The organism is Paenarthrobacter sp. TYUT067, assembly GCF_023656375.1.
In the GTDB taxonomy this organism is placed as follows: Bacteria; Actinomycetota; Actinomycetes; order Actinomycetales; family Micrococcaceae; genus Arthrobacter.
In genome coordinates this window covers 37,738-56,328 of record NZ_JAMOIT010000014.1, presented here as the reverse complement: position 1 = coordinate 56,328, position 18,591 = coordinate 37,738, and the positions used below count along the sequence as shown (strand labels likewise).

The 18,591-nt window shown below is 62.6% G+C and carries 15 protein-coding genes; 8 read left to right on the top strand and 7 right to left on the bottom strand.

What is annotated here, in order from left to right; genetic code table 11:
• The first annotated feature begins 8 nt into the window (after nt 1–8).
• From sucB to MOD31_RS13815, 3 genes are all read left to right on the top strand, one after another.
• Entirely contained in the window at nt 9–1,790 is a 1,782-nt protein-coding gene (gene sucB / locus MOD31_RS13825; RefSeq protein ID WP_223942302.1) for a 2-oxoglutarate dehydrogenase, E2 component, dihydrolipoamide succinyltransferase, read from the top strand.
• 147 nt (nt 1,791–1,937) lie between these two features.
• Entirely contained in the window at nt 1,938–2,291 is a 354-nt protein-coding gene (locus tag MOD31_RS13820) for a hypothetical protein (RefSeq protein ID WP_142939497.1), read from the top strand.
• 200 nt (nt 2,292–2,491) lie between these two features.
• Nucleotides 2,492–2,920 carry an OsmC family protein gene (locus tag MOD31_RS13815; protein ID WP_142939498.1) on the top strand — a complete coding sequence of 143 codons (429 nt, stop codon included), beginning with the start codon at nt 2,492–2,494 and terminating at the stop codon, nt 2,918–2,920.
• An 87-nt stretch (nt 2,921–3,007) separates the two neighbouring features.
• On the opposite strand, the gene MOD31_RS13810 is transcribed toward MOD31_RS13815, so the two are convergent.
• Nucleotides 3,008–6,538: a S41 family peptidase gene (locus MOD31_RS13810; protein WP_250820925.1), complete on the bottom strand. Its 3,531-nt coding sequence runs from the start codon at nt 6,536–6,538 to the stop codon at nt 3,008–3,010.
• A gap of 85 nt (nt 6,539–6,623) precedes the next feature.
• Between MOD31_RS13810 and MOD31_RS13805 the strand changes: the two genes are divergently transcribed.
• Nucleotides 6,624–7,523 carry a TIGR01777 family oxidoreductase gene (locus MOD31_RS13805; RefSeq protein WP_223942300.1) on the top strand — a complete coding sequence of 300 codons (900 nt, stop codon included), beginning with the start codon at nt 6,624–6,626 and terminating at the stop codon, nt 7,521–7,523.
• A gap of 43 nt (nt 7,524–7,566) precedes the next feature.
• Here the strand turns inward: MOD31_RS13805 and MOD31_RS13800 are convergent, their stop codons facing one another.
• Nucleotides 7,567–9,195, bottom strand: coding sequence for a serine/threonine-protein kinase (locus MOD31_RS13800; RefSeq protein WP_223942299.1), 1,629 nt, complete (start codon nt 9,193–9,195; stop codon nt 7,567–7,569).
• A gap of 149 nt (nt 9,196–9,344) precedes the next feature.
• On the opposite strand from MOD31_RS13800, the gene lipB reads away from it, so the two are divergent.
• The 3 genes from lipB (at nt 9,345) to MOD31_RS13785 (ending at nt 11,892) form a co-directional block, all read left to right on the top strand.
• The gene (gene lipB, locus MOD31_RS13795; RefSeq protein ID WP_142939502.1) at nt 9,345–10,013 is read left to right on the top strand and encodes a lipoyl(octanoyl) transferase LipB; all 669 of its coding nucleotides are present in this window, start codon (nt 9,345–9,347) and stop codon (nt 10,011–10,013) included.
• Nucleotides 10,010–11,029: a lipoyl synthase gene (gene lipA, locus MOD31_RS13790; RefSeq protein WP_250820924.1), complete on the top strand. Its 1,020-nt coding sequence runs from the start codon at nt 10,010–10,012 to the stop codon at nt 11,027–11,029. The genes lipB and lipA overlap by 4 nt, the downstream gene beginning before the upstream one ends.
• Before the next feature lie 101 nt (nt 11,030–11,130).
• Nucleotides 11,131–11,892: a DUF4191 domain-containing protein gene (locus MOD31_RS13785; RefSeq protein WP_250820923.1), complete on the top strand. Its 762-nt coding sequence runs from the start codon at nt 11,131–11,133 to the stop codon at nt 11,890–11,892.
• Nucleotides 11,893–11,988: 96 nt separating this feature from the next.
• Here MOD31_RS13785 and MOD31_RS13780 read toward each other — a convergent pair whose 3' ends face one another.
• Nucleotides 11,989–12,426 (bottom strand): RDD family protein, encoded by a 438-nt coding sequence (locus MOD31_RS13780; protein WP_142939505.1) that lies wholly within the window; start codon nt 12,424–12,426, stop codon nt 11,989–11,991.
• 311 nt (nt 12,427–12,737) lie between these two features.
• On the opposite strand from MOD31_RS13780, the gene glnA reads away from it, so the two are divergent.
• On the top strand, nt 12,738–14,162 hold the full coding sequence (gene glnA / locus MOD31_RS13775) for a type I glutamate--ammonia ligase (protein WP_142939506.1): 1,425 nt from the start codon (nt 12,738–12,740) through the stop codon (nt 14,160–14,162).
• A gap of 80 nt (nt 14,163–14,242) precedes the next feature.
• On the opposite strand, the gene MOD31_RS13770 is transcribed toward glnA, so the two are convergent.
• The 4 genes from MOD31_RS13770 to MOD31_RS13755 form a co-directional block, all read right to left on the bottom strand.
• On the bottom strand, nt 14,243–14,593 hold the full coding sequence (locus MOD31_RS13770) for a hypothetical protein (protein WP_142939507.1): 351 nt from the start codon (nt 14,591–14,593) through the stop codon (nt 14,243–14,245).
• Nucleotides 14,594–14,696: 103 nt separating this feature from the next.
• On the bottom strand, nt 14,697–14,912 hold the full coding sequence (locus tag MOD31_RS13765) for a hypothetical protein (protein WP_026542533.1): 216 nt from the start codon (nt 14,910–14,912) through the stop codon (nt 14,697–14,699).
• Nucleotides 14,913–14,990: 78 nt separating this feature from the next.
• Nucleotides 14,991–15,503 (bottom strand): GNAT family N-acetyltransferase, encoded by a 513-nt coding sequence (locus MOD31_RS13760; RefSeq protein ID WP_374206992.1) that lies wholly within the window; start codon nt 15,501–15,503, stop codon nt 14,991–14,993.
• A 76-nt stretch (nt 15,504–15,579) separates the two neighbouring features.
• The gene (locus MOD31_RS13755; protein WP_250820921.1) at nt 15,580–18,591 is read right to left on the bottom strand and encodes a bifunctional [glutamine synthetase] adenylyltransferase/[glutamine synthetase]-adenylyl-L-tyrosine phosphorylase; all 3,012 of its coding nucleotides are present in this window, start codon (nt 18,589–18,591) and stop codon (nt 15,580–15,582) included.

The window sequence follows — 18,591 nt, the reverse complement described above, 5'->3', positions numbered from 1 at the left end:
GGGACGACATGTCTGAATCCGTTAACTTGCCCGCCCTCGGTGAGAGTGTCACCGAAGGAACCGTCACCCGCTGGCTCAAGCAGGTTGGTGACCGGGTGGAGATCGACGAGCCGTTGCTCGAGGTTTCAACCGACAAAGTAGACACCGAAATCCCTTCTCCGATCTCTGGCGTCATCGAAGAAATCCTCGTCGCTGAAGACGAGACGGCCGAAGTAGGCGCCCCCTTGGTCCGCATCGGCGACGGCTCCGGTTCGGCCGCTCCTGCAGCCGAGGCTGCACCGGCTGAGGAAGCCCCGGCTGAGCAGGCTGCACCGGCAGAAGAAGCTCCCGCCGCTCCTGCCGCTGAAGAGGCCCCGGCCGCTGAAGCCCCCGCGGCTTCCGGCGAAGGCCACGAAGTCACCCTCCCCGCATTGGGCGAGAGTGTCACCGAAGGTACCGTCACCCGTTGGCTGAAGGCCGTAGGCGACACCGTTGAGGTGGACGAGCCCCTCCTCGAGGTTTCCACCGACAAGGTAGACACCGAGATCCCGTCCCCCGTTGCCGGCACCCTGCAGGAAATCCGCGTCAGCGAGGATGAGACAGCAGAGGTTGGCTCCGTCCTTGCCGTCATCGGCTCCGGCGCTGCCCCCGCTTCGGCTCCCGCACCGTCTGCCGCGCCCGCCGCTGAGGCCCCGGCTGCACCCGCAGCCGCCCCGGCACCCGCAGCACCCGCTGCCGCCCCGGCACCCGCAGCACCCGCTGCCGCCCCGGCACCCGCAGCACCTGCCGCTGCTCCGGCGGCACCCGCAGCCGCCCCGGCACCGGCAGCCCCTGCCGCTGCATCTGCTCAGGCTGCTCCGGCAGAAGGTTCTTCGGAATCCGGTTACGTCACTCCGCTGGTTCGCAAGCTTGCCAACCAGCACGGTGTAGACATCGCATCGGTCTCCGGCACCGGCGTCGGTGGCCGCATCCGCAAGCAGGACGTCCTGGCTGCCGCCGAAGCGAAGCAAGCAGCCGCAGCTCCCGCTGCAGCTGCCCCCGCTGCAGCTCCGGCCGCGAAGGCCGCTGCCCCCGTGGTTGCCTCCTCCCTGCGAGGCACCACTGAGAAGGCCCCGCGTATCCGCCAGGTTATTGCCCGCCGCATGCGCGAGTCCCTTGAGGTCTCCACTCAGCTGACCCAGGTGCACGAGGTCGACATGACCAAGATCGCCAAGCTCCGGCTCAAGGCCAAGAACTCCTTCCAGGCCCAGAATGGCGTCAAGCTGACGTTCCTGCCCTTCATCGCCAAGGCAGTGGCCGAGGCCCTGAAGCAGCACCCGAAGCTGAACGCTGCTTACGATGAGTCCAAGCAGGAAATCACCTACCACAACGCCGAGCACCTGGCGATCGCCGTGGACACAGACAAGGGCCTTTTGGTTCCCGTCATTTCCGACGCCGGTAACCTCAACCTTGCCGGCCTGGCCAGCAAGATCGCCGACGTCGCAGGCCGTACCCGCGATGGCAAGATCGGCCCGGACGAGCTCTCCGGTGGCACCTTCAGCATCACCAACATCGGTTCCGTTGGTGCACTGTTTGATACCCCCATCATCAACCAGCCACAGGTAGGCATCCTCGGAACCGGCGCGATCGTCAAGCGCGCCGTCGTGGTTGCCGACGAAAACGGCGACGACTCCATCGCCATCCGCTCCATGATGTACCTGTCCCTCACGTACGACCACCGCCTGGTGGACGGTGCGGATGCCGGACGCTTCCTGCAAACCCTCAAGGCCCGCCTTGAAGACGGTGCTTTCGAAGCAGACCTCGGCCTCTAAGACCGTGCTGAACTAAGCAGCGTTTGTAAGAATCAGAAGGGCAGGTTACCGGGACAACCGGTAACCTGCCCTTCTGCTTTCGATGCACCTGACGGCGTCCGCGTGGCTTTGCTACGGGACGTAGAACCAACTGGATAAGCTGGGGCCATGAGTATTCTCTTCAGCATTCTGGTGTTCTTGCACATCGTCGGCGCGGCCATGATCGTGGGCTACTGGATCGCCACTCTCAAGACCCCCACCGTCCACCCGCGCCAGCGTGACGGCGCCTTCCTTCAGCTGCTCACGGGCATCGCCATGATGGGTGTGATTCCCCTGCTGCCGGACGCCGACCCCAGCTACTTCAAGCTTGGCATCAAGTTTGCCATCGGCGTTGCCGTCGCCGTCCTCGCCGTCATAGGAGCCCGCAAGGTCAAGAACGGCGAGCCTGTGTCCACCGGACTGGCACATGGCGTAGGCGGTTTGGCCTTGATCAACATCGCCATCGCCACCCTCTGGAACTAGGCCCGGGCTACACAAAACTTCCGGGGCCCCTGTGCCGGCCGGACTGTGTCAGTTGTTAGGTATCCATGACGCCAGTCCGGGGGTCACAATCCACCGTCAGCAGAATGCCCGTGCGGTCCGGCGGGCAAATCCATAGGATTGATCCCGGTGGCACCTGCCAAAGGCTGGTTGCCGACTCACAACGATCCCAAGGAGTGGACATGGCAGCAACACGCACCGCACACACGGTTTGGAACGGAACCCTGATCGAGGGCGCCGGCAACACAACTCTGGATAGCTCGGGTCTGGGCACGTTCGATGTCACTTGGAAGGCGCGCACCGAGCAGTCCGGCGGCAAGACGAGTCCCGAAGAGCTGATTGCCGCTGCCCACTCCGCATGCTTCTCCATGGCCTTCAGCCACGCTTTGGCCGGCGAAGGTTTCACCGCAGAGGAAGTGAACACCAAGGCTGACGTCACGTTTGTTCCCGGCACCGGCATCACGGGAAGCCACTTGACCATGACCGCAAAGGTTCCCGGCCTCTCCGAGGAAGACTTCCGTCGCATCTCCGAAGACGCGAAGACCGGCTGCCCCGTTTCCGGCGCTCTGGCCAGCATCGAGATCACCTTGGATGCCACCCTCACGGCGTAGCACCGAACAGCATCGCGCGAAAACCAGGAAGAGCCCCGTCGCTCCCCCTCAGGGAAGCGGCGGGGCTCTTCTGCGCCTGGTTGCCTATCAGCCCTTCCGGGGACGTGACGGCAGCGGTGCCGGCCGGAGCTTTCGGTAGCCCTCACGCAACGGAGGACGGTCGGTGGGCAGTTCCTGGATCATTTCCTTAAGTGCACCGATTCCGTATTCCAACTGGGGATCCGTCCCGGCCGCATACGCATGCGGCGGGAACAGTACCTCAATGTCCGGCTCCACACCACGGTTTTCGACGTCCCAACCGATCCCGCCACTGAACCACGTGGCGTATCTTGGCTGGGTAACACCGGTTCCATCGGCGAGTGAGAAGCGGTTGTCGATGCCCACCACGCCACCCCACGTCCGCGTACCAATGACGGGGCCTATGCCCCGCAGCTTGGATACTTGGGTGATGATGTCACCGTCGGATCCGGCAAATTCATCGGCGAGGATGATCACGGGTCCGCGCGGCGCATGGTGCGGGTAGGTCCGAGGCTTTTCACCGCGCGGCATACTCCACCCCGTGACCTTGCGCCCGATCAGTTCGGCTACCAGCTGGGAAGTGTGTCCTCCGCGGTTACGCCGCACATCCACAATGAGGCCGTCCAAGGCCGTCTCCGTGTCGAGATCGCGGTGGAGCTGCGCCCAGCCGTTGGCCATCATGTCCGGGACATGCAGGTAGCCGAATGTTCCGTCCGAGGCCTCACGGACTGTACGCCGGTTGGCCCTGACCCAATCCTGGTATCGCAGCCGCTCCTCATCACGGACGGGAACCACTGCAACGCGTCGCTGGGCACCGGCAGCTCCTCCATGGCCATCACCATTGAGGAGCGTCAGCTCAACAGTCCTACCCGCCGAACCCACCAACTGCATCGCCGGGGTTAGGGCCGCCGAAAGCTCGACGCCGTCAATCGCCATAAGGACGTCGCCCACCTTGGCATCCACCCCGGGACGAGTCAGGGGGGAGGTGGCCAGCGGGTCGGAGGACTCTCCGGCGAGGATCCTGGTGATTTCCCACCCCTTGGCACCGAGTTGGAACTCTGCTCCAAGCCTGCCCTGGCCGTTTCGCCCGGGCTCAGTGACAGCCGTCGGTTTGACGTAGGCATGTGATGTGCCCAGCTCACCATGAATCTCCCACAGAAGGTCCACCAGGTCATCGTGGGATCCGAGCCTGTCCACGATCGGACGGTAGCGCTTGTACACGGAGTCCCAATCCTGGCCCGCCATGTCGGCGGTCCAGAAGAAGTCCCTTTGCAGCCGCCAGGCCTCGTCGAACGCCTGTCCCCACGCCGCCACCGGGTCTATGATGGCCCGAACCCTGTTGAGCTCCACCTTGACAAGATCGGCAGAGTCCTCTTCCACCTTGTTCTCAGCAGGAACGGACGTAACCTGCTTGTCCAGCACGTAAACGATCCGGCTCAGGTCACCCGACAGCCGGTAGCTGTCCACTGCCTTGACGAGCGTGACCGGCTTGCGCTTGGCGAGGTCGTAACGGACCAGGGACGGCGCCGACTTTTTGTCTTGGAGGGTTCCCCGACCATCGCCCATGACTCCCGAAAGTTCGGTGTCGAGCCACAACAGGGCACCCTCGCCAACACCCAGCTCGGAGTAGTTCCCTTGAGGTACCGGCACAGCAATCACTCTGTGGGCGAGCCCGTCCGGGTCCACGCGCACGGCGGCAGCTTCGCCGTCGTCGGTCTTGTCCTTATCGGACGGGACCGCGGTAGCCGAGGCGTCCTCAAGCGTGTCTACGGAAGGGCCAAAGGGCGACGGCGTATCCGCGGCCAAAGCCACCATATACGGCTTGATGGGACTCGGGAAGGAGAGGTCGAAGGAGTGACCGTCGTACACGGGGTCGAAGCTCCTGTTGGACAGGAATGCCAGGAACTTTCCGTCCGGGGTGAACCTGGGAGACTCGTCACGGAAGCGCCCGTCCGTGACATCGATGATGCCTGCACCAGGCTCTGCCGGCCGGGCAATCCGAAGCTTGCTCCGCGAACCGAAGGACGTCACCGGCTCGGACCAGGCAAGCCACTGGGAGTCGCTGGACCACGAGAATTGATCAATGCTGCCTTCACCAACGCTGACAAGCCGCACCAATGTTCCTGCAGCGGTATCGGCAATAAAGACGTCGCCGAAGGACGTGCCGACAGCTATCCAGCGTCCATCCGGGCTGGCTTCCAGCGCGCTCGTCCGCGTAGGGGCAGGGAATTCAACCCGAAGATCCGCAGAGTCTTCCGATGCCACGGGAGCCTCGTTGGCCGCGGTACCGCCCGCGGTGTCCGGGGATGGTACAACGTTGCTTGCCTCAGCCGTTCCGGAGTGTGTTTGCTCGGCCGATGCCTGTGCGGGCTGCTTCACCGCCTGGGCGTTTGCGTGCCCCAACACATTGGATGCGGCAACGGGCTTTGGCAGAGGTGCTGACTCTTCTGCAGCAGGGGCGGCTTGTTCGGTAGTGGGTGCGGGAACCTCCACCACAGCAGCCAGGCGGGCGGCGATGCGCTTGATGTACAACGCTTCCACTCCCCCGTGGTCTGCGACGTACGCTATCCGTCCATCCGTAAGAGGCCGGGGAAGCCGGGCGCGGACTCCCGGGGTTGCCTCAATTACCCGCGAGGGTCCGTCCTTGTGACGAAGCCAGTGGATGGTGCCGTGCGATTCCACGGCGCTGGCAGTTCCGGTGAAGTTGGGGAAGACGTCCCCCAAGTGGGCGGAAGTCTTCAGCGGCGCGGGGCGGCGACCCGGTGATGCCGAGCCAAGGGTGACGTCCACTTTGACGGGCTCTGCTTCTGCATCCAACGACGGCAACATCCAAAGCTCGCCTGCCGATTCAAAGACCACCTTGGTGCCATCCGTGCTGGCGTGCCGAACGTAGAAGTCCTCATGGTCCGTGTGGCGGCGCAGGTCGGAACCATCCGGAAGCACCGAGTAGAGGTTTCCATATCCCTCGTGGTCCGAAAGAAACGCAATCCGCCCTTGAATCCACAGGGGGTCGGTGAGGTTCCCGTCGAGCTCCTTCACCAACCGCTCAAACTCGCCGTTACCGTCAGCGTCGATCCAGAGCTTCCCGGCTGTGCCACCACGGTAGCGCTTCCACCAAGCGGGCTCGCGTGAAAGCACGCTTGCCAGGACAACAGGCTTCTCGTCACCAATTTCGGGTCCGAAGGCAACAGCCTCCACCGGGCCGAAAGGAAGCTCGACGGCGGCGCCGCCGTCCAGCGGGAGGCTGTAAGCGTGCGTGTGGCGGCTTTCGGCCTGTTGGAAGGCGCTCGTCACCACCACATTCCCTGCCGGTGTGAATCCCTTAACCTTCGTAGTGCTGTGCCCGAAGTACGACAACTGCCTGTACCCGCCGCCGTCGACGTTTGCGGTGACCACCTCCGGTGACGTACCCACAACAGTGGTCCACACCAGCTTCTTGCCGTCCGGAGTAAACCTGGGGTTCCTGGCTGGCAGTTGCTGGGAGGAAATCCGCCAGGCGCGGCCGCCTGAAAGGGGTGCGATCCAGATGTCGTCTTCGGCCACGAAGGTGACCAGATCGCCGTGCACATGCGGGAAACGGAGGTAGCTGGAGGAGGTCATTGTTCGATCATAGTCAAGAGGCATCACTGAACTGCGGCATCCACCGCCGTTTCCACCACAAGCGTTCGCCATGGTGAGATGGGTCATGAGAATCGTGATGTCCGGAGCTTCGGGAATGATCGGGTCGGCCCTGGCCGAGCAGTTGACCGCTGAAGGCAACGAGGTAGTACGGCTGGTGCGGCGCCCAGCCGAAACGGCACGTGAATGGGCGTGGGACCCGGACAAGGGCGAACTTGATGAGTCTGTCCTGGAGGGAGCCGATGCCGTAGTCAACCTATCGGGCGCCGGCATCGGAGACCGCCCGTGGACAAAACGCCGGATTCAGGTCCTCACCGAATCCCGCCTCCGACCAACACAGACACTGACCGCGGCAATGCGGCGGCTCAGCAACCCCCCTTCCACCTTTGTCAGCCAATCAGCGTCCGGCTATTACGGCGCCTCACGCGAAGGGGTGCTGCGGGAAGATTCAGGCCAGGGTACCGGCGTGCTGGGGCATCTTTCCTTTGAATGGGAGCGAATGGCAAGAACAGCACCATCCGGGGTGCGCGTGGTAACCCCCCGGACCGGCGTGGTGCTGAGTACCTCCGGTGGCGCGCTCGGGCCGCTGCTTCCCTTGCTGAAACTTGGGCTGGGAGGACCGTTCGGCAATGGCCGCCAGTACTGGCCATGGATCACATTGGCCGACGAAGCCCGCGCCCTCGCCTACCTCCTTACCGCAAACCTTGAGGGACCGGTGAACGTCTGCGCCCCGGAGAGTGCTGACGTTAACACGATCGTTGCTGAACTCGCCAAGGCCTTTCACAGGCCAGCTTTCCTGCGCGTTCCCCGACCAGCCCTGAAACTGGTTCTGGGAGGGCTGGCAGACGAACTCGTCATGGCCAACCAGCGAATGGAGCCGTCGCGGCTGCAGGAAGCCGGCTTCCATTGGTTGCATCCGACCCTCCCCGATGCCATGGAATGGCTGAAGCAGCAAGAGGCCCGCTGACACGGGCCCCTGGCATGTTCGGGCGATCATCCAGTGGTTGGCATCACTTAGCGGGCGCGGCGCTCAGGATTCCCGAAATCTGCCAGCGCCCGCCTGTTCGAACCATGTCCAGCCGGAGTTGCTGCGGCGCCCCTGGGCCCTCGGTCCTGACAATCTCTCCCGAGACCAGGCGTTCCTCATATCCTGAGGTCATGGCCGTTACCGCCACCAGCACACGATCTCCCTGCGGGGGTCCGTCCAGGGTCAGGGCTGTCAGCGTTGTGTGGAGACCGGCAAACGCCGTCCCGGCGCCCCGAAGATAATCTTCCAACTGCTGATCGGCGGCCTCAGCCTGCGAACCTGGCGCGTTCACGGCCTCCAAAAGGTCCAGGCGCCGGTCTCCCAAGGCAATGTCGCGCAGGGCCGACAACGCCGGCACGGCGATCAGGGGGTCCTGGGATTGAAGCCCTTCCGAGAGCGCCTGCGGAAGATCCTGGCGGTTCCGAGAATCTCCGGCATGGCTGGGATCGGCAACGCCGGTTTCGGCCGCTGCTTGGTGGACGATCGCCGTCGTCGGTCCAAACTGCTGCCAGGTGATCCATGAAGCGACAGCAATAAACGCCACCATCGCCGTCACGAGCAGCGGCCGGCCGCCACCTTCACGGCCGGGGCGGCTCAGTGGGTTGCGCGCGCGGTGTGGCACAGGAAGCGCCACGCCGTGCACGAACGGCAGCCATCTCCACAACGCCTGCCACCAGCGGGTGGCCCGGCGGGGCGAACGCCCCATGGCCTCGCGTCTGGTCAGCAATTCAGGAATGACGGAGGCATGCACGGCGCCGGAGAGATCGAGCGACTCGGGAGCAGCACTTCTGAAGATTGCCGTGCCAAGTTCCCTGGCCGAGGGGCGATTTTGTGGGTTAGGGTCCAGGGCGGCCTCTAAAGCCGCCGCCATTGCCTTGGGCACCTCGGGCACCAGAAGGGACAAAGGCGGACGATCCTGTTCCGGGCCAGGCGTTGTCCCCGTCAGGCAGTACCAGCCCACCGCTCCCAGCGAATAGACGTCGCGTTGGGGCTGGAGATTGTTCCGGGAAAGACCGCCGTTCGCGGACACTGGGGCCGGTGGTTCCATGAAGCCGGGCGTTCCGACACTTGGCCCCTGTGGAGTGTCGCCCACCATGGCGGCAACGCCAAGATCAGCCAGCAGCGGCATCCCTTCCGCAGTCAACAGGACGTTGCCCGGTGACACATCTCCATGTTCGGTGCCGTTGACGTGCAAGTATTCCAATGCCTGGGCAAGGGGCGTCAGGATCGTCACGGCTTCTCCGATCCTGAGCTTTCCCCTTGCTGATATCAGGTTGCCCAGCGAGCCTCCCGCTGCGTAGTCCATGACGATCCCCAGCGTCCCCTCGCCAACCGCACCCACGTGGAGGACCTCGTGGACACCGATGAGGTGCTTGTGCTTGAGGCCGGAGAGGAGCCTCATCTCGCGGACCAGGTCCCGGGAAACCTTGGCCAATGCCTTTGAACCACCACCGGAGGCATCAGGCGTGGCGCACTTGACCGCAAACCGCGCACCGTCCTTATCCCTCGTGACCAGCCAAACGGTGGCGCTGCTGCCGCGGCCCAGCGGGCGGGATATCGAATAGCCAGGAACGTGGGGAGCCACGGCCCCGGGAGCGTCAAGAGTTTCCATAGACAAGGTGTACCGGACCTCAGGAATTTCCGCAGAAGTTATCCACAGGCACTGACATTGCCAGCTGCACGTTCCCACTACCCTGGATGCGACTGAGAGCTTCACCACAAAACCATGGCTCGTCTCCTGCGGGGTCTAAGCTTGAACCCATGACTCTTGAGTTTTCACAACTGGGTCTTGCCCCTGATTTCGTTGATTACATGCAGGGCTGGGACCTGCAACGCGAAGTCCACAACAAAGTTGTTGCGGGCGAGAAGAACAGCACCGTCTTGATCCTTGAGCACGCCGCCGTCTACACGGCCGGCAAACTCACCGAGGACCACGAACGCCCCTTTGACGGCACTCCCGTAGTTCCCGTGGATCGCGGCGGGAAACTGACGTGGCACGGCCCGGGGCAGCTCATTGCATATCCCATCCTCAAGCTAAAGAACCGTGCCGGTATCCGCGATTACGTGGAACGGCTCGAGGCCATCATGATTGCCGTGATGCACGACTACGGCATTAACGCCGTCACGGTGAAGGGCCGGGCCGGCGTCTGGATCCTTGCCGACGACAAAGGACCTGACCGCAAGATCGCCGCGATCGGCATTCGGGTCCTGGACGGCGTCACCATGCACGGCGTGGCCATCAACTGCAGCAATGACCTGGCACCCTATGCGCAGATCATCGCTTGTGGTATCACCGACGCCAGCGTCACCACCATGTCGCTGGAAACCGGCCGGACCATCAACCCTGCCGACATCGTTGACCGCTTTGTTGAAGAATTCAACAAGCATGAAGAAGCACTCGTTTCCACACCCGAAGGAGCACTCCAGTGACCTTGGCACCTGAAGGCCGTAAGTTGCTGCGCGTTGAGCAGCGTAACTCGGCGGTCCCGGTTGAACGTAAGCCTGAGTGGATCAAGGCCAAGGTCCAGATGGGTCCGGAGTTTGTCCAGCTCAAGAACCTGGTGAAGAAGGAAGGCCTGCACACGGTGTGTGAAGAGGCCGGGTGCCCGAACATTTTTGAGTGCTGGGAAGACAAGGAAGCGACGTTCCTGATCGGCGGGTCCGAGTGCACCCGGCGCTGTGATTTCTGCCAGATCGATACCGGCAAACCCTCACCGGTGGACATGTTCGAACCCACCAAGGTGGCCCGCAGTGTCCAGGCGATGCAGTTGCGCTACGCCACGGTGACCGGGGTGGCCCGTGATGACCTGGCCGATGAAGGTGTGTGGTTGTACGCCGAGACGGTCCGGAAGATCCATGAGCTGAACCCGGGTACGGGGGTGGAGTTGCTGATCCCTGATTTCTCCGGCAAGCCCGAGCACATCGCGGCGATCTGTGATTCCAGGCCCGAGGTGTTCGCCCATAACGTGGAGACCGTGCCGAGGATTTTCAAGCGCATCCGTCCGGCGTTCCGGTACGAGAGGTCCCTGGATGTGATCACGCAGGGCCGGGATTTGGGCATGGTGACCAAGTCCAACCTGATCCTGGGCATGGGTGAGACCCGCGAGGAAATCTCCGAAGCCCTGAGGGACTTGCACGCGGCCGGCTGTGACCTGATCACGATCACCCAGTACCTGCGCCCGTCCGAGCGTCACTTGCCGGTGGACCGGTGGGTCAAGCCGCAGGAGTTCGTGGACCTCCAGCACGAGGCCGAAGAGATCGGGTTCCTGGGCGTCATGTCCGGTCCGTTGGTGCGGTCCTCGTACCGGGCCGGGCGCCTCTGGGCAACCGCGATGCGGAAGAAGGGCCGGGACATCCCCGACGAGCTCGCCCACATCGCCGAGGGCATCCAGGACTCCGGCACCACCCGCCAGGAAGCCTCCACCATCCTCGCCGCCCACAGCTAGACACCAAAAAACGCGGCCAAGAACCACACAACAGTGAAGGACCGGATGCCACCATCTTGGCGTCCGGTCCTTTTGCGTCCATCACGTAGAATTAAGGCACTATGGCGAACTCCTCTGATTCCAGCAATTCGACCCCCTCGGCCGACGCACCCAAGCGTGGGCTGTTCCAGCGCAAGCCTAAGGAAGCCAAGGCCAAGAAGCCGAGCCAGCTGAAGCAGATCGCTGAAGTCTTCAAAATGACCCGGCGAAATGACCCGCAGGTTGCATGGGTCATGCTGCTGGCATTCCTTGCAGTGGTTGCCGTGGCCCTTCTCATCGGCTTCCTGCTGGAGAACTGGGTTACCGGCCTGATCATTGGTATCCCACTGGGCCTGCTTGCGGCCGTCTTCATACTGTCCCGCAGGGCCGAGAAGGCTGCTTTCGCGCAAATTGAGAACCAGCCAGGCGCTTCCGGCGCGGCACTGGGTACTCTCCGCCGCGGATGGGTAACCCAGGACCAGCCTGTTGCTGTCAACCCCCGCACTCAAGACGCTGTGTTCATGGCAATTGGCCGCCCCGGCGTCGTCCTGGTCAGCGAAGGCCCCACCCACCGCGTCAAGCCGTTGGTGGACGCCGAGCGTAAGCGCCTCGCGCGCATCCTGCCCAACGTGACCATCCACGTGTTGGAATCCGGTCGCGGAGAAGGCCAGGTACCACTGAACAAATTGGCCAAGACCATGGGCAAACTGAAGAACGAACTCACCAAGGTGGAAGTCAACGCGGTTTCAAAGCGCATCAACTCCCTTGGAAACCGGCTGCCGATCCCTAAGGGCATTGACCCTTACAAGGCCCGTCCGGACCGCAAGGCCGCCCGCGGACGCTGATCCACTCAACGAAGAACCGCCCCCGTCTGTACTACGAGACGGGGGCGGTTCTTCGTTGGGTTGCTTTATCGCAGGCCCGGCTGAAGTCAGGTGCGCTTACATCCTGATGAGGATCGTGTTCATCGCCTTGTCGTGCAGCCCGCGATGATCGGGGTCGAACACCACTGCGGGGATGACAAGACACAGAAGGAGGGTGCGCACCACGGCGGCCAAAGGTCCAGCAGGACCGCCGCCCAGGCGGACCACGTGGATCCCGGCGATTCTGTGACCGATGCTGTACCCCAGCGTTCCGATCAGGAGGATCTGCTCCGCAGCGAAGATGGCCAAGGTTGCCCACGCATCACCGCCGAAGGCAAAGTTGCTGATCACCAGTGCGATCGCCCAGTCCACCACGATTCCCAGGATGCGGCGTCCTGCCCGCGCCATGGAGCCGGGACCGGACTCTGGCAAGCCAAGCCGTTCACCGGGATATTTGGAGATTCCGGACGTGTCCGGACCGCTCAACCATGAGCCAATGTCTTTTCGATCTACCACACTCCAAGCCTAACGGCTGGCATGACTGGCGACCGACCCGAGGGAGCCCTGATCGGTATGCAATGCCCGGGGTGTTCGCCTGCCGGACCCGGATGGACCGGACACAGGACAGCCGACTACCGTTTACACAACAGATGATTCTGTAACCTGCCGGAAACAATACTGACACCCCCGGGAAATCCCATCTCCCTATGGTGGTATGAGTTGCCAGCCACCATGGCACGGGGAACTTTTTGTGTCTCCGGACCCTTGGAATGGGCTGCACCACGCGGCCTTCCGGGCCTGTTACTTGATATGCATAAGGAGCATAGATGTTCAAGACTGCGGACGAAGTCCTCAAGTTCATCAAAGACGAAGACGTCAAATTCGTCGATATCCGCTTCACCGACCTCCCTGGTGTCCAGCAGCACTTCAACGTGCCGGCCAAGAGCGTCGACCTCGATTTCTTCGTCCACGGCCAGCTCTTCGACGGATCTTCCATCCGCGGCTTCCAGGGCATCGCCGAGTCCGACATGCAGCTCATCCCGGATGTGACCTCGGCTTTCATCGACACCTTCCGCATCGAGAAGACGCTCGCGCTGAACTTCTCCATCGTCAACCCCCGCACGGGTGACCCGTACCACCGCGACCCCCGCGGCGTGGCTGAGAAGGCTGAAGCCTACCTGGCCTCCACCGGCATCGCCGACACCGCGTTCTTCGCTCCTGAGGCCGAATTCTTTGTCTTCGACAACATCCAGTACCAGTCCTCACCGCAGGGCAGCTTCTACAAGATCGACTCGGAAGAAGCACACTGGAACACCGGACGTAAGGAAGAGGGCGGAAACCTCGGTTATAAGACCCCCGTCAAGGGCGGTTACTTCCCGGTCTCCCCCACTGACAAGCAGGCGGACCTTCGCGACGCCATGTGCATCGAGTTGGACAAGGCCGGCCTTGAGGTTGAGCGCTCCCACCACGAAGTTGGATCCGCCGGCCAGGCTGAGATCAACTACAAGTTCACCACGCTGACCGCAGCTGCTGATGACCTGCAGAAGTTCAAGTACATCATCAAGAACACTGCCGATGCCTGGGGTAAGTCGGTCACCTTCATGCCGAAGCCTGTTTTCGGTGACAACGGCTCGGGCATGCACTGCCACCAGTCGCTGTGGAGCAACGGCGATCCGCTGTTCTACGACGAAAAGGGTTACGCAGGCCTCTCGGACACGGCTCGCTGGTACATCGGCGGCCTGCTGAAGCACTCTTCCGCTGTCCTGGCTTTCACCAACCCGACGGTCAACTCCTACCGCCGCCTGGTCAAGGGCTTCGAAGCTCCCGTGAACATGGTTTACTCGCAGGGCAACCGCTCCGCCGGTATCCGTATCCCCATCACGGGCACCAACCCGAAGGCCAAGCGCATCGAGTTCCGCGCTCCGGATCCCTCCTCCAACCCGTACCTGGCGTTCGCTGCCCAGCTGATGGCCGGCATTGACGGCATCCGTAACCGCATTGAACCCCCGGCTCCCATCGACAAGGACCTCTACGAGCTCCCGGCCGAAGAAGCCAAGGACATCCCCAAGGCTCCGGGTACCCTGGAAGAAGCCCTTGAGGCCCTGCGCGAGGACAACGAGTTCCTCCAGGCCGGCGGCGTCTTCACCCAGGACCTGATCGATACTTGGATCGACTACAAGTACGAGAATGAGATCCGCCCGCTGTCACTGCGCCCGAACCCCTACGAGTTCGAGCTCTACTACGGCGTCTAGCATTTACGTGCACTCGCTGTAACCAGCAAAAAGGCCAGCGTCAGTCCGGAAGGACTGGCGCTGGCCTTTGCTTTAACGGCTTATTCAGACTTGCCCTGATCCCGCTCCTTGATGTTCCTGGTGATCTCGTCAAGCTTGTCCTTGACGAACGAGGCTGCCTCTGAAAGGCCCTTCTCGGCGCTACCTAACGGGTCCAACTGAAGGTACACGTTCTTATCGATGGGAAGATCGTATTCGTCCTTCAGATGGGTACCGCCGGCAACTCCGTCGAGGGACAGGTACACAAGTGCTTCGGTCCTGGCGATGCCCGCAATCGTGCCGAAGACGACGGTGAAGTCATTGGGCTGAAAGCTCACAGAATGGCCCACGTGACGCCGGTCCAGCTCTCCGGCAGGAATGGCCTTCTCGGACGGATTTCCGTTGTATTCCATGTACTTCCCCTATGCGTTGAGATCAGATACATAAGAAGTCTATAAGGGCACTTAGCTTTTGGGGCCAGCGCACGTCATCGGGCTCCACCGGAAAACCGGCCGACTACTGCTTTCCGTACTTCTTGTGCACGGCCTGCTTACTGACGCCCAGGCAAAGGGCGATCGCTTCCCAGGACAAGCCCGATTGCCGGGCGGCCCGCACCAGCGAAGCCTCCCTGCGACCCACTTCCTTTTGCAACTCCGCAACAGCGTAAAGAGCCTCAGCCGGGCCCATCCCATCCATTGATCCCACCAGGGTTTTCATTCGGTCCACCTCCATGCCGTCAACCATAATTGACGAAATGACATGCGTCAACCTTAGTTGACTTCGATATAGAAGGAGGGTGCTGGACCCTGATCACGCGAAGGCTTTGTACATGGTCCGCTGCGGTCCGGCACCGCCGCCCAGATAACGACCCGAGTCCACGAAACCGGCCTTCGCATAAGCGGCCAGACCTGCGCGGTTGCGCTCGTTGACGGAAAGCACGACGCCGGCCTGTCCGCCACCCAGCCTCGAGGTCAGTTTGCGCGCCTCCTCCGCAGCGGCCCGCGCAGCCGAAGTACCGAGTCCGCGCCCCTGGCTTTTTGTGTCGATGAGGAATCCCCGCAGCAACCACACCGACTCGTCATCGGGCCAGCCTGCGAGCGTGGCAGCTCCGGTCTGGAGGGTCAGCACACCAACAGCGGCTCCCCCGGCCTCAATGACGTACGGGAAACGGGATTCTTCTTCCAAGGAGATCAGCATCATGCGCAGTGGATCTCCAACGAACTCCCGCTGGCCCGGTTCCACCGCCAACTCCGCGACCGCGCCAAGCTGAATGGCGCGGGCGTCGTCGTCGAGCATTTTGAGGGGAATCAACCAAACGTCCATACGCTCGTGAGGATCAGCGTGTATCAAAAAATCGTCCTCTGGTTCGCCTTCAAGCATTAACTGGATTTCTCATCCTTCAGTTGCCGTAGAACTCTTTTTCGAAGACACCCCGGGCCCGGCGACTAAGCCGCAGATAATCCTCCTCGAAGTGACCCGCGTTCCCTGGTTCATAGCCACACCAGCGCGCCACTGCCTCCAGGTCCTTCCGTGATGACGGCAGGAGATCCGAGGCCCGGCCCGTCACAATGACGTTGGCGGAGCGGATGCGGCTGGCGAGTCGCCACGCCTCCCGCAGGAGCGCGGCATCCTCCTCAGCAATGAACTCCAACTGTTCCGCAGCAGCCAATGCGTCCAGGGTTGACGATGTTCGCAGCTCCGGGTGCTCTCCGGCGTGCTGGAGCTGAATCAGCTGAACCAGCCATTCAACATCGCTCAAGCCGCCACGGCCAAGCTTGACGTGCCGTGCGGGATCAGCGCCACGGGGCAAACGCTCGGACTCCACCCTGGCCTTGACACGGCGGATCTCACGGACGTCCTGCTCCGCAAGGTGCTCGGGGTACCGTATGGGATCAATGAGGCGTAAGAAGTCAGTGGCAAGCTCGTCCGAGCCTGCCATCGGGCGGGCCCGCAGGAGGGCTTGCGCCTCCCAGATAAGGGACCACCGCCGGTAGTACTCCGCATACGACTCCAAGGACCGCACCATAGCGCCGTTCTTGCCCTCCGGACGGAGATCTGCGTCCACCATGAGCACCCGTTCGGCCATGATCGCGGGCTTCAGCGGCTGGGTGAGGAAGCTGGATACCTTGGCAACTATGGTGGCCGCTTGCTCCTGAGCCTCGGCATCGGAGAATCCGGCACGGGCACGGTGAACGTAGATGACGTCAGCGTCCGAGCCGTAGCCAATCTCCCGGCCACCCTGCCGCCCCATCGCCACCACCAGGACGTCAGTTTTCAGCGGACCCGTCGCCGCGACGACGGACTCCGCTACATGCAATGCACCAAGAACCGCAGCCCGATCAGTTTCGGACAAGGCCAAGCCCACGGCATCCTGATCGAGCAATCCGGCGCTATCGGCGATCGCGGTACGCAGGATCTCGCGACGTCGGATCAGCCTGATCAGCCTCATAGCGCTCTCGGGATCCGCATGGCGGGAGAGCTTGGACCGGATTTCCTGCCACTGGGCTTCAAAAGGAATTGGTGCCAGTTCTTTGTCGCTGCCCAGCCAGGCAACGGACTCCGGAGATACTTCCAATAAGTCCGAAATCAGCCGGGAATTGGCCAGCACCTGGCAAAGCCGCTCGGCGGCCGCTTGGGAATCGCGGAGCAGCCCCAAGTACCAGTGGGTTGTGCCGAGGGCTTCACTAACCCTGCGGAAAGCGAGCAGTCCGGCGTCGGGGTCTACACCTTCGGCAAGCCATCCCAAGAGGATCGGCAAGAGCTGCCTCTGCAGCGCAGCGCGTCGGCTGACACCCGCGGTAAGTGCTTCAATATGCCGCATGGCACCCTGGGGGTCCGCATAGCCAAGTGCGGCAAGACGGCCTTGGGCAGCCTCCGGGCTGAGCTTCGCGTCTTCGCTGCTCAGCTTTGCCGCTGTGTTGAGCAACGGCCTGTAAAAAATTCGTTCATGGAGTTCGCGGACGGCCTTCTTGGTCTTTTGCCACGTGGCCATCAGCTGGTCCGGATGCGGCCGCTCCAGGGCGAACGGACCCAGGACGGCCTTGGCCAGGAATCGCTGGGCGTCCTCGGACACAGGCATGAGGTGGGTCCGACGCAGCTGGAAGAGCTGGATTCTATGCTCCAGCAGGCGCAGGTAGCGGTATGCGTTGTCAAAAGCCGCGGCGTCAGCGCGGCCTATGTAACCCCCGGCAGACAGAGCGGCGATGGCAGAAGTGGTGTCCCTGCGACGAAGGGACTCGTCAGACTTCCCGTGCACCAACTGCAGCAGCTGAACCGTGAATTCAACGTCCCGGAGGCCGCCGCGCCCCAGCTTGATCTGACGCTGCTCCTCGGCTGCCGGGATATAGTCGGTCACCCTTCGGCGCATTGCCTGGACCGACTCCACAAAACCTTCCCGGCCCGCGGATGCCCAGACAAGGGGCTCTACGGCCTTCTCATAGCGCTGCCCCAGCTCTCTATCACCGGCAATGGTCCTTGCCTTGAGCAGTGCTTGGAACTCCCAGCTTTCGGCCCACCGTGCGTAGTAGCTCAAGTGCGAGGGCAGAGTCCGCACCAACGGGCCGGATTTCCCTTCCGGACGAAGATTGGCATCGACTTCCCACAGCCCCGGTTCCGGCGCTGAGGAAGAGATGGCCCTGGAAATGCCGGAGGCAAGGGCAGTACCGATGGTGGACGCGCGGGCGTCGTCCAACTCCGCTGATTCAATGACGTAGATGACATCGACGTCGGATATGTAGTTCAGCTCCCGGGCGCCGCATTTGCCCATGCCAATGACAGCAAGCCCGACGTCAGCGATCTCGGCCGCGGTGAACTGTGCCGCAGCTTCGGCCCGGGACACCGCGAGGGCAGCTTCGATGGCCGCCCCGGCAAGATCGGCCAGCTCCGCCCCGACCGATGGCATGAAGTCTGTTGGCGATGCAGCGCAGATGTCCTTGATGGCCAGCTCAGTCAGACCACGGCGGTACGCACTCCGTAGGGCCGCATAGGCTGGCAGCCCGGTCATTCCGGCCACCGGGCGCTGTGCGCCGGGCTCGGCTTTCACGGAACGCAACAGCCCTGCCCGGAGCTCTTCATGGGAGGCCTGCACCGGTTCCGGACTGACCCGGACATTGAACACATCCAAATGCTCCGGCCGCCGCATGAGAAACTCCCCCAGAGCCTCCGAGGCACCCAGGAGCCGATACATGGGCTCGCTGGTGTCCTGGTCAGCCGCGGCAAGCTTCCTGAGCTCCGGATTCTTCTCGATGAGCCGGACCAGTGATTGGAGTGCAGTATCCGGGCTTGCTGACAGAGAGAGCCCGGCGAACAGGGCATCCTCATCTATTCCCTCAAGTTCCGGGGCAGCGAGAAACCGTTCGCCTTTTTCCAGGTCACTGAATCCGGCTGAAATGAGCCGACGCGCTAGGCTCAT

What these genes read in the sequence shown, in the direction of transcription:
- lipB (WP_142939502.1), top strand. Translation starts at nt 9,345, where the DNA reads ATGACTCTTGAGTTTTCACAACTGGGTCTTGCCCCTGATTTCGTTGAT.
- MOD31_RS13810 (WP_250820925.1), bottom strand. Translation starts at nt 6,538, where the DNA reads ATGACCTCCTCCAGCTACCTCCGTTTCCCGCATGTGCACGGCGATCTG.
- MOD31_RS13805 (WP_223942300.1), top strand. Translation starts at nt 6,624, where the DNA reads ATGAGAATCGTGATGTCCGGAGCTTCGGGAATGATCGGGTCGGCCCTG.
- glnA (WP_142939506.1), top strand. Translation starts at nt 12,738, where the DNA reads ATGTTCAAGACTGCGGACGAAGTCCTCAAGTTCATCAAAGACGAAGAC.
- MOD31_RS13760 (WP_374206992.1), bottom strand. Translation starts at nt 15,503, where the DNA reads ATGGACGTTTGGTTGATTCCCCTCAAAATGCTCGACGACGACGCCCGC.
- MOD31_RS13815 (WP_142939498.1), top strand. Translation starts at nt 2,492, where the DNA reads ATGGCAGCAACACGCACCGCACACACGGTTTGGAACGGAACCCTGATC.
- MOD31_RS13785 (WP_250820923.1), top strand. Translation starts at nt 11,131, where the DNA reads ATGGCGAACTCCTCTGATTCCAGCAATTCGACCCCCTCGGCCGACGCA.
- sucB (WP_223942302.1), top strand. Translation starts at nt 9, where the DNA reads ATGTCTGAATCCGTTAACTTGCCCGCCCTCGGTGAGAGTGTCACCGAA.
- MOD31_RS13820 (WP_142939497.1), top strand. Translation starts at nt 1,938, where the DNA reads ATGAGTATTCTCTTCAGCATTCTGGTGTTCTTGCACATCGTCGGCGCG.
- MOD31_RS13765 (WP_026542533.1), bottom strand. Translation starts at nt 14,912, where the DNA reads ATGGAGGTGGACCGAATGAAAACCCTGGTGGGATCAATGGATGGGATG.
- MOD31_RS13800 (WP_223942299.1), bottom strand. Translation starts at nt 9,195, where the DNA reads ATGGAAACTCTTGACGCTCCCGGGGCCGTGGCTCCCCACGTTCCTGGC.
- MOD31_RS13755 (WP_250820921.1), bottom strand. Translation starts at nt 18,591, where the DNA reads ATGAGCCTAGCGCGTCGGCTCATTTCAGCCGGATTCAGTGACCTGGAA.
- MOD31_RS13770 (WP_142939507.1), bottom strand. Translation starts at nt 14,593, where the DNA reads ATGGAATACAACGGAAATCCGTCCGAGAAGGCCATTCCTGCCGGAGAG.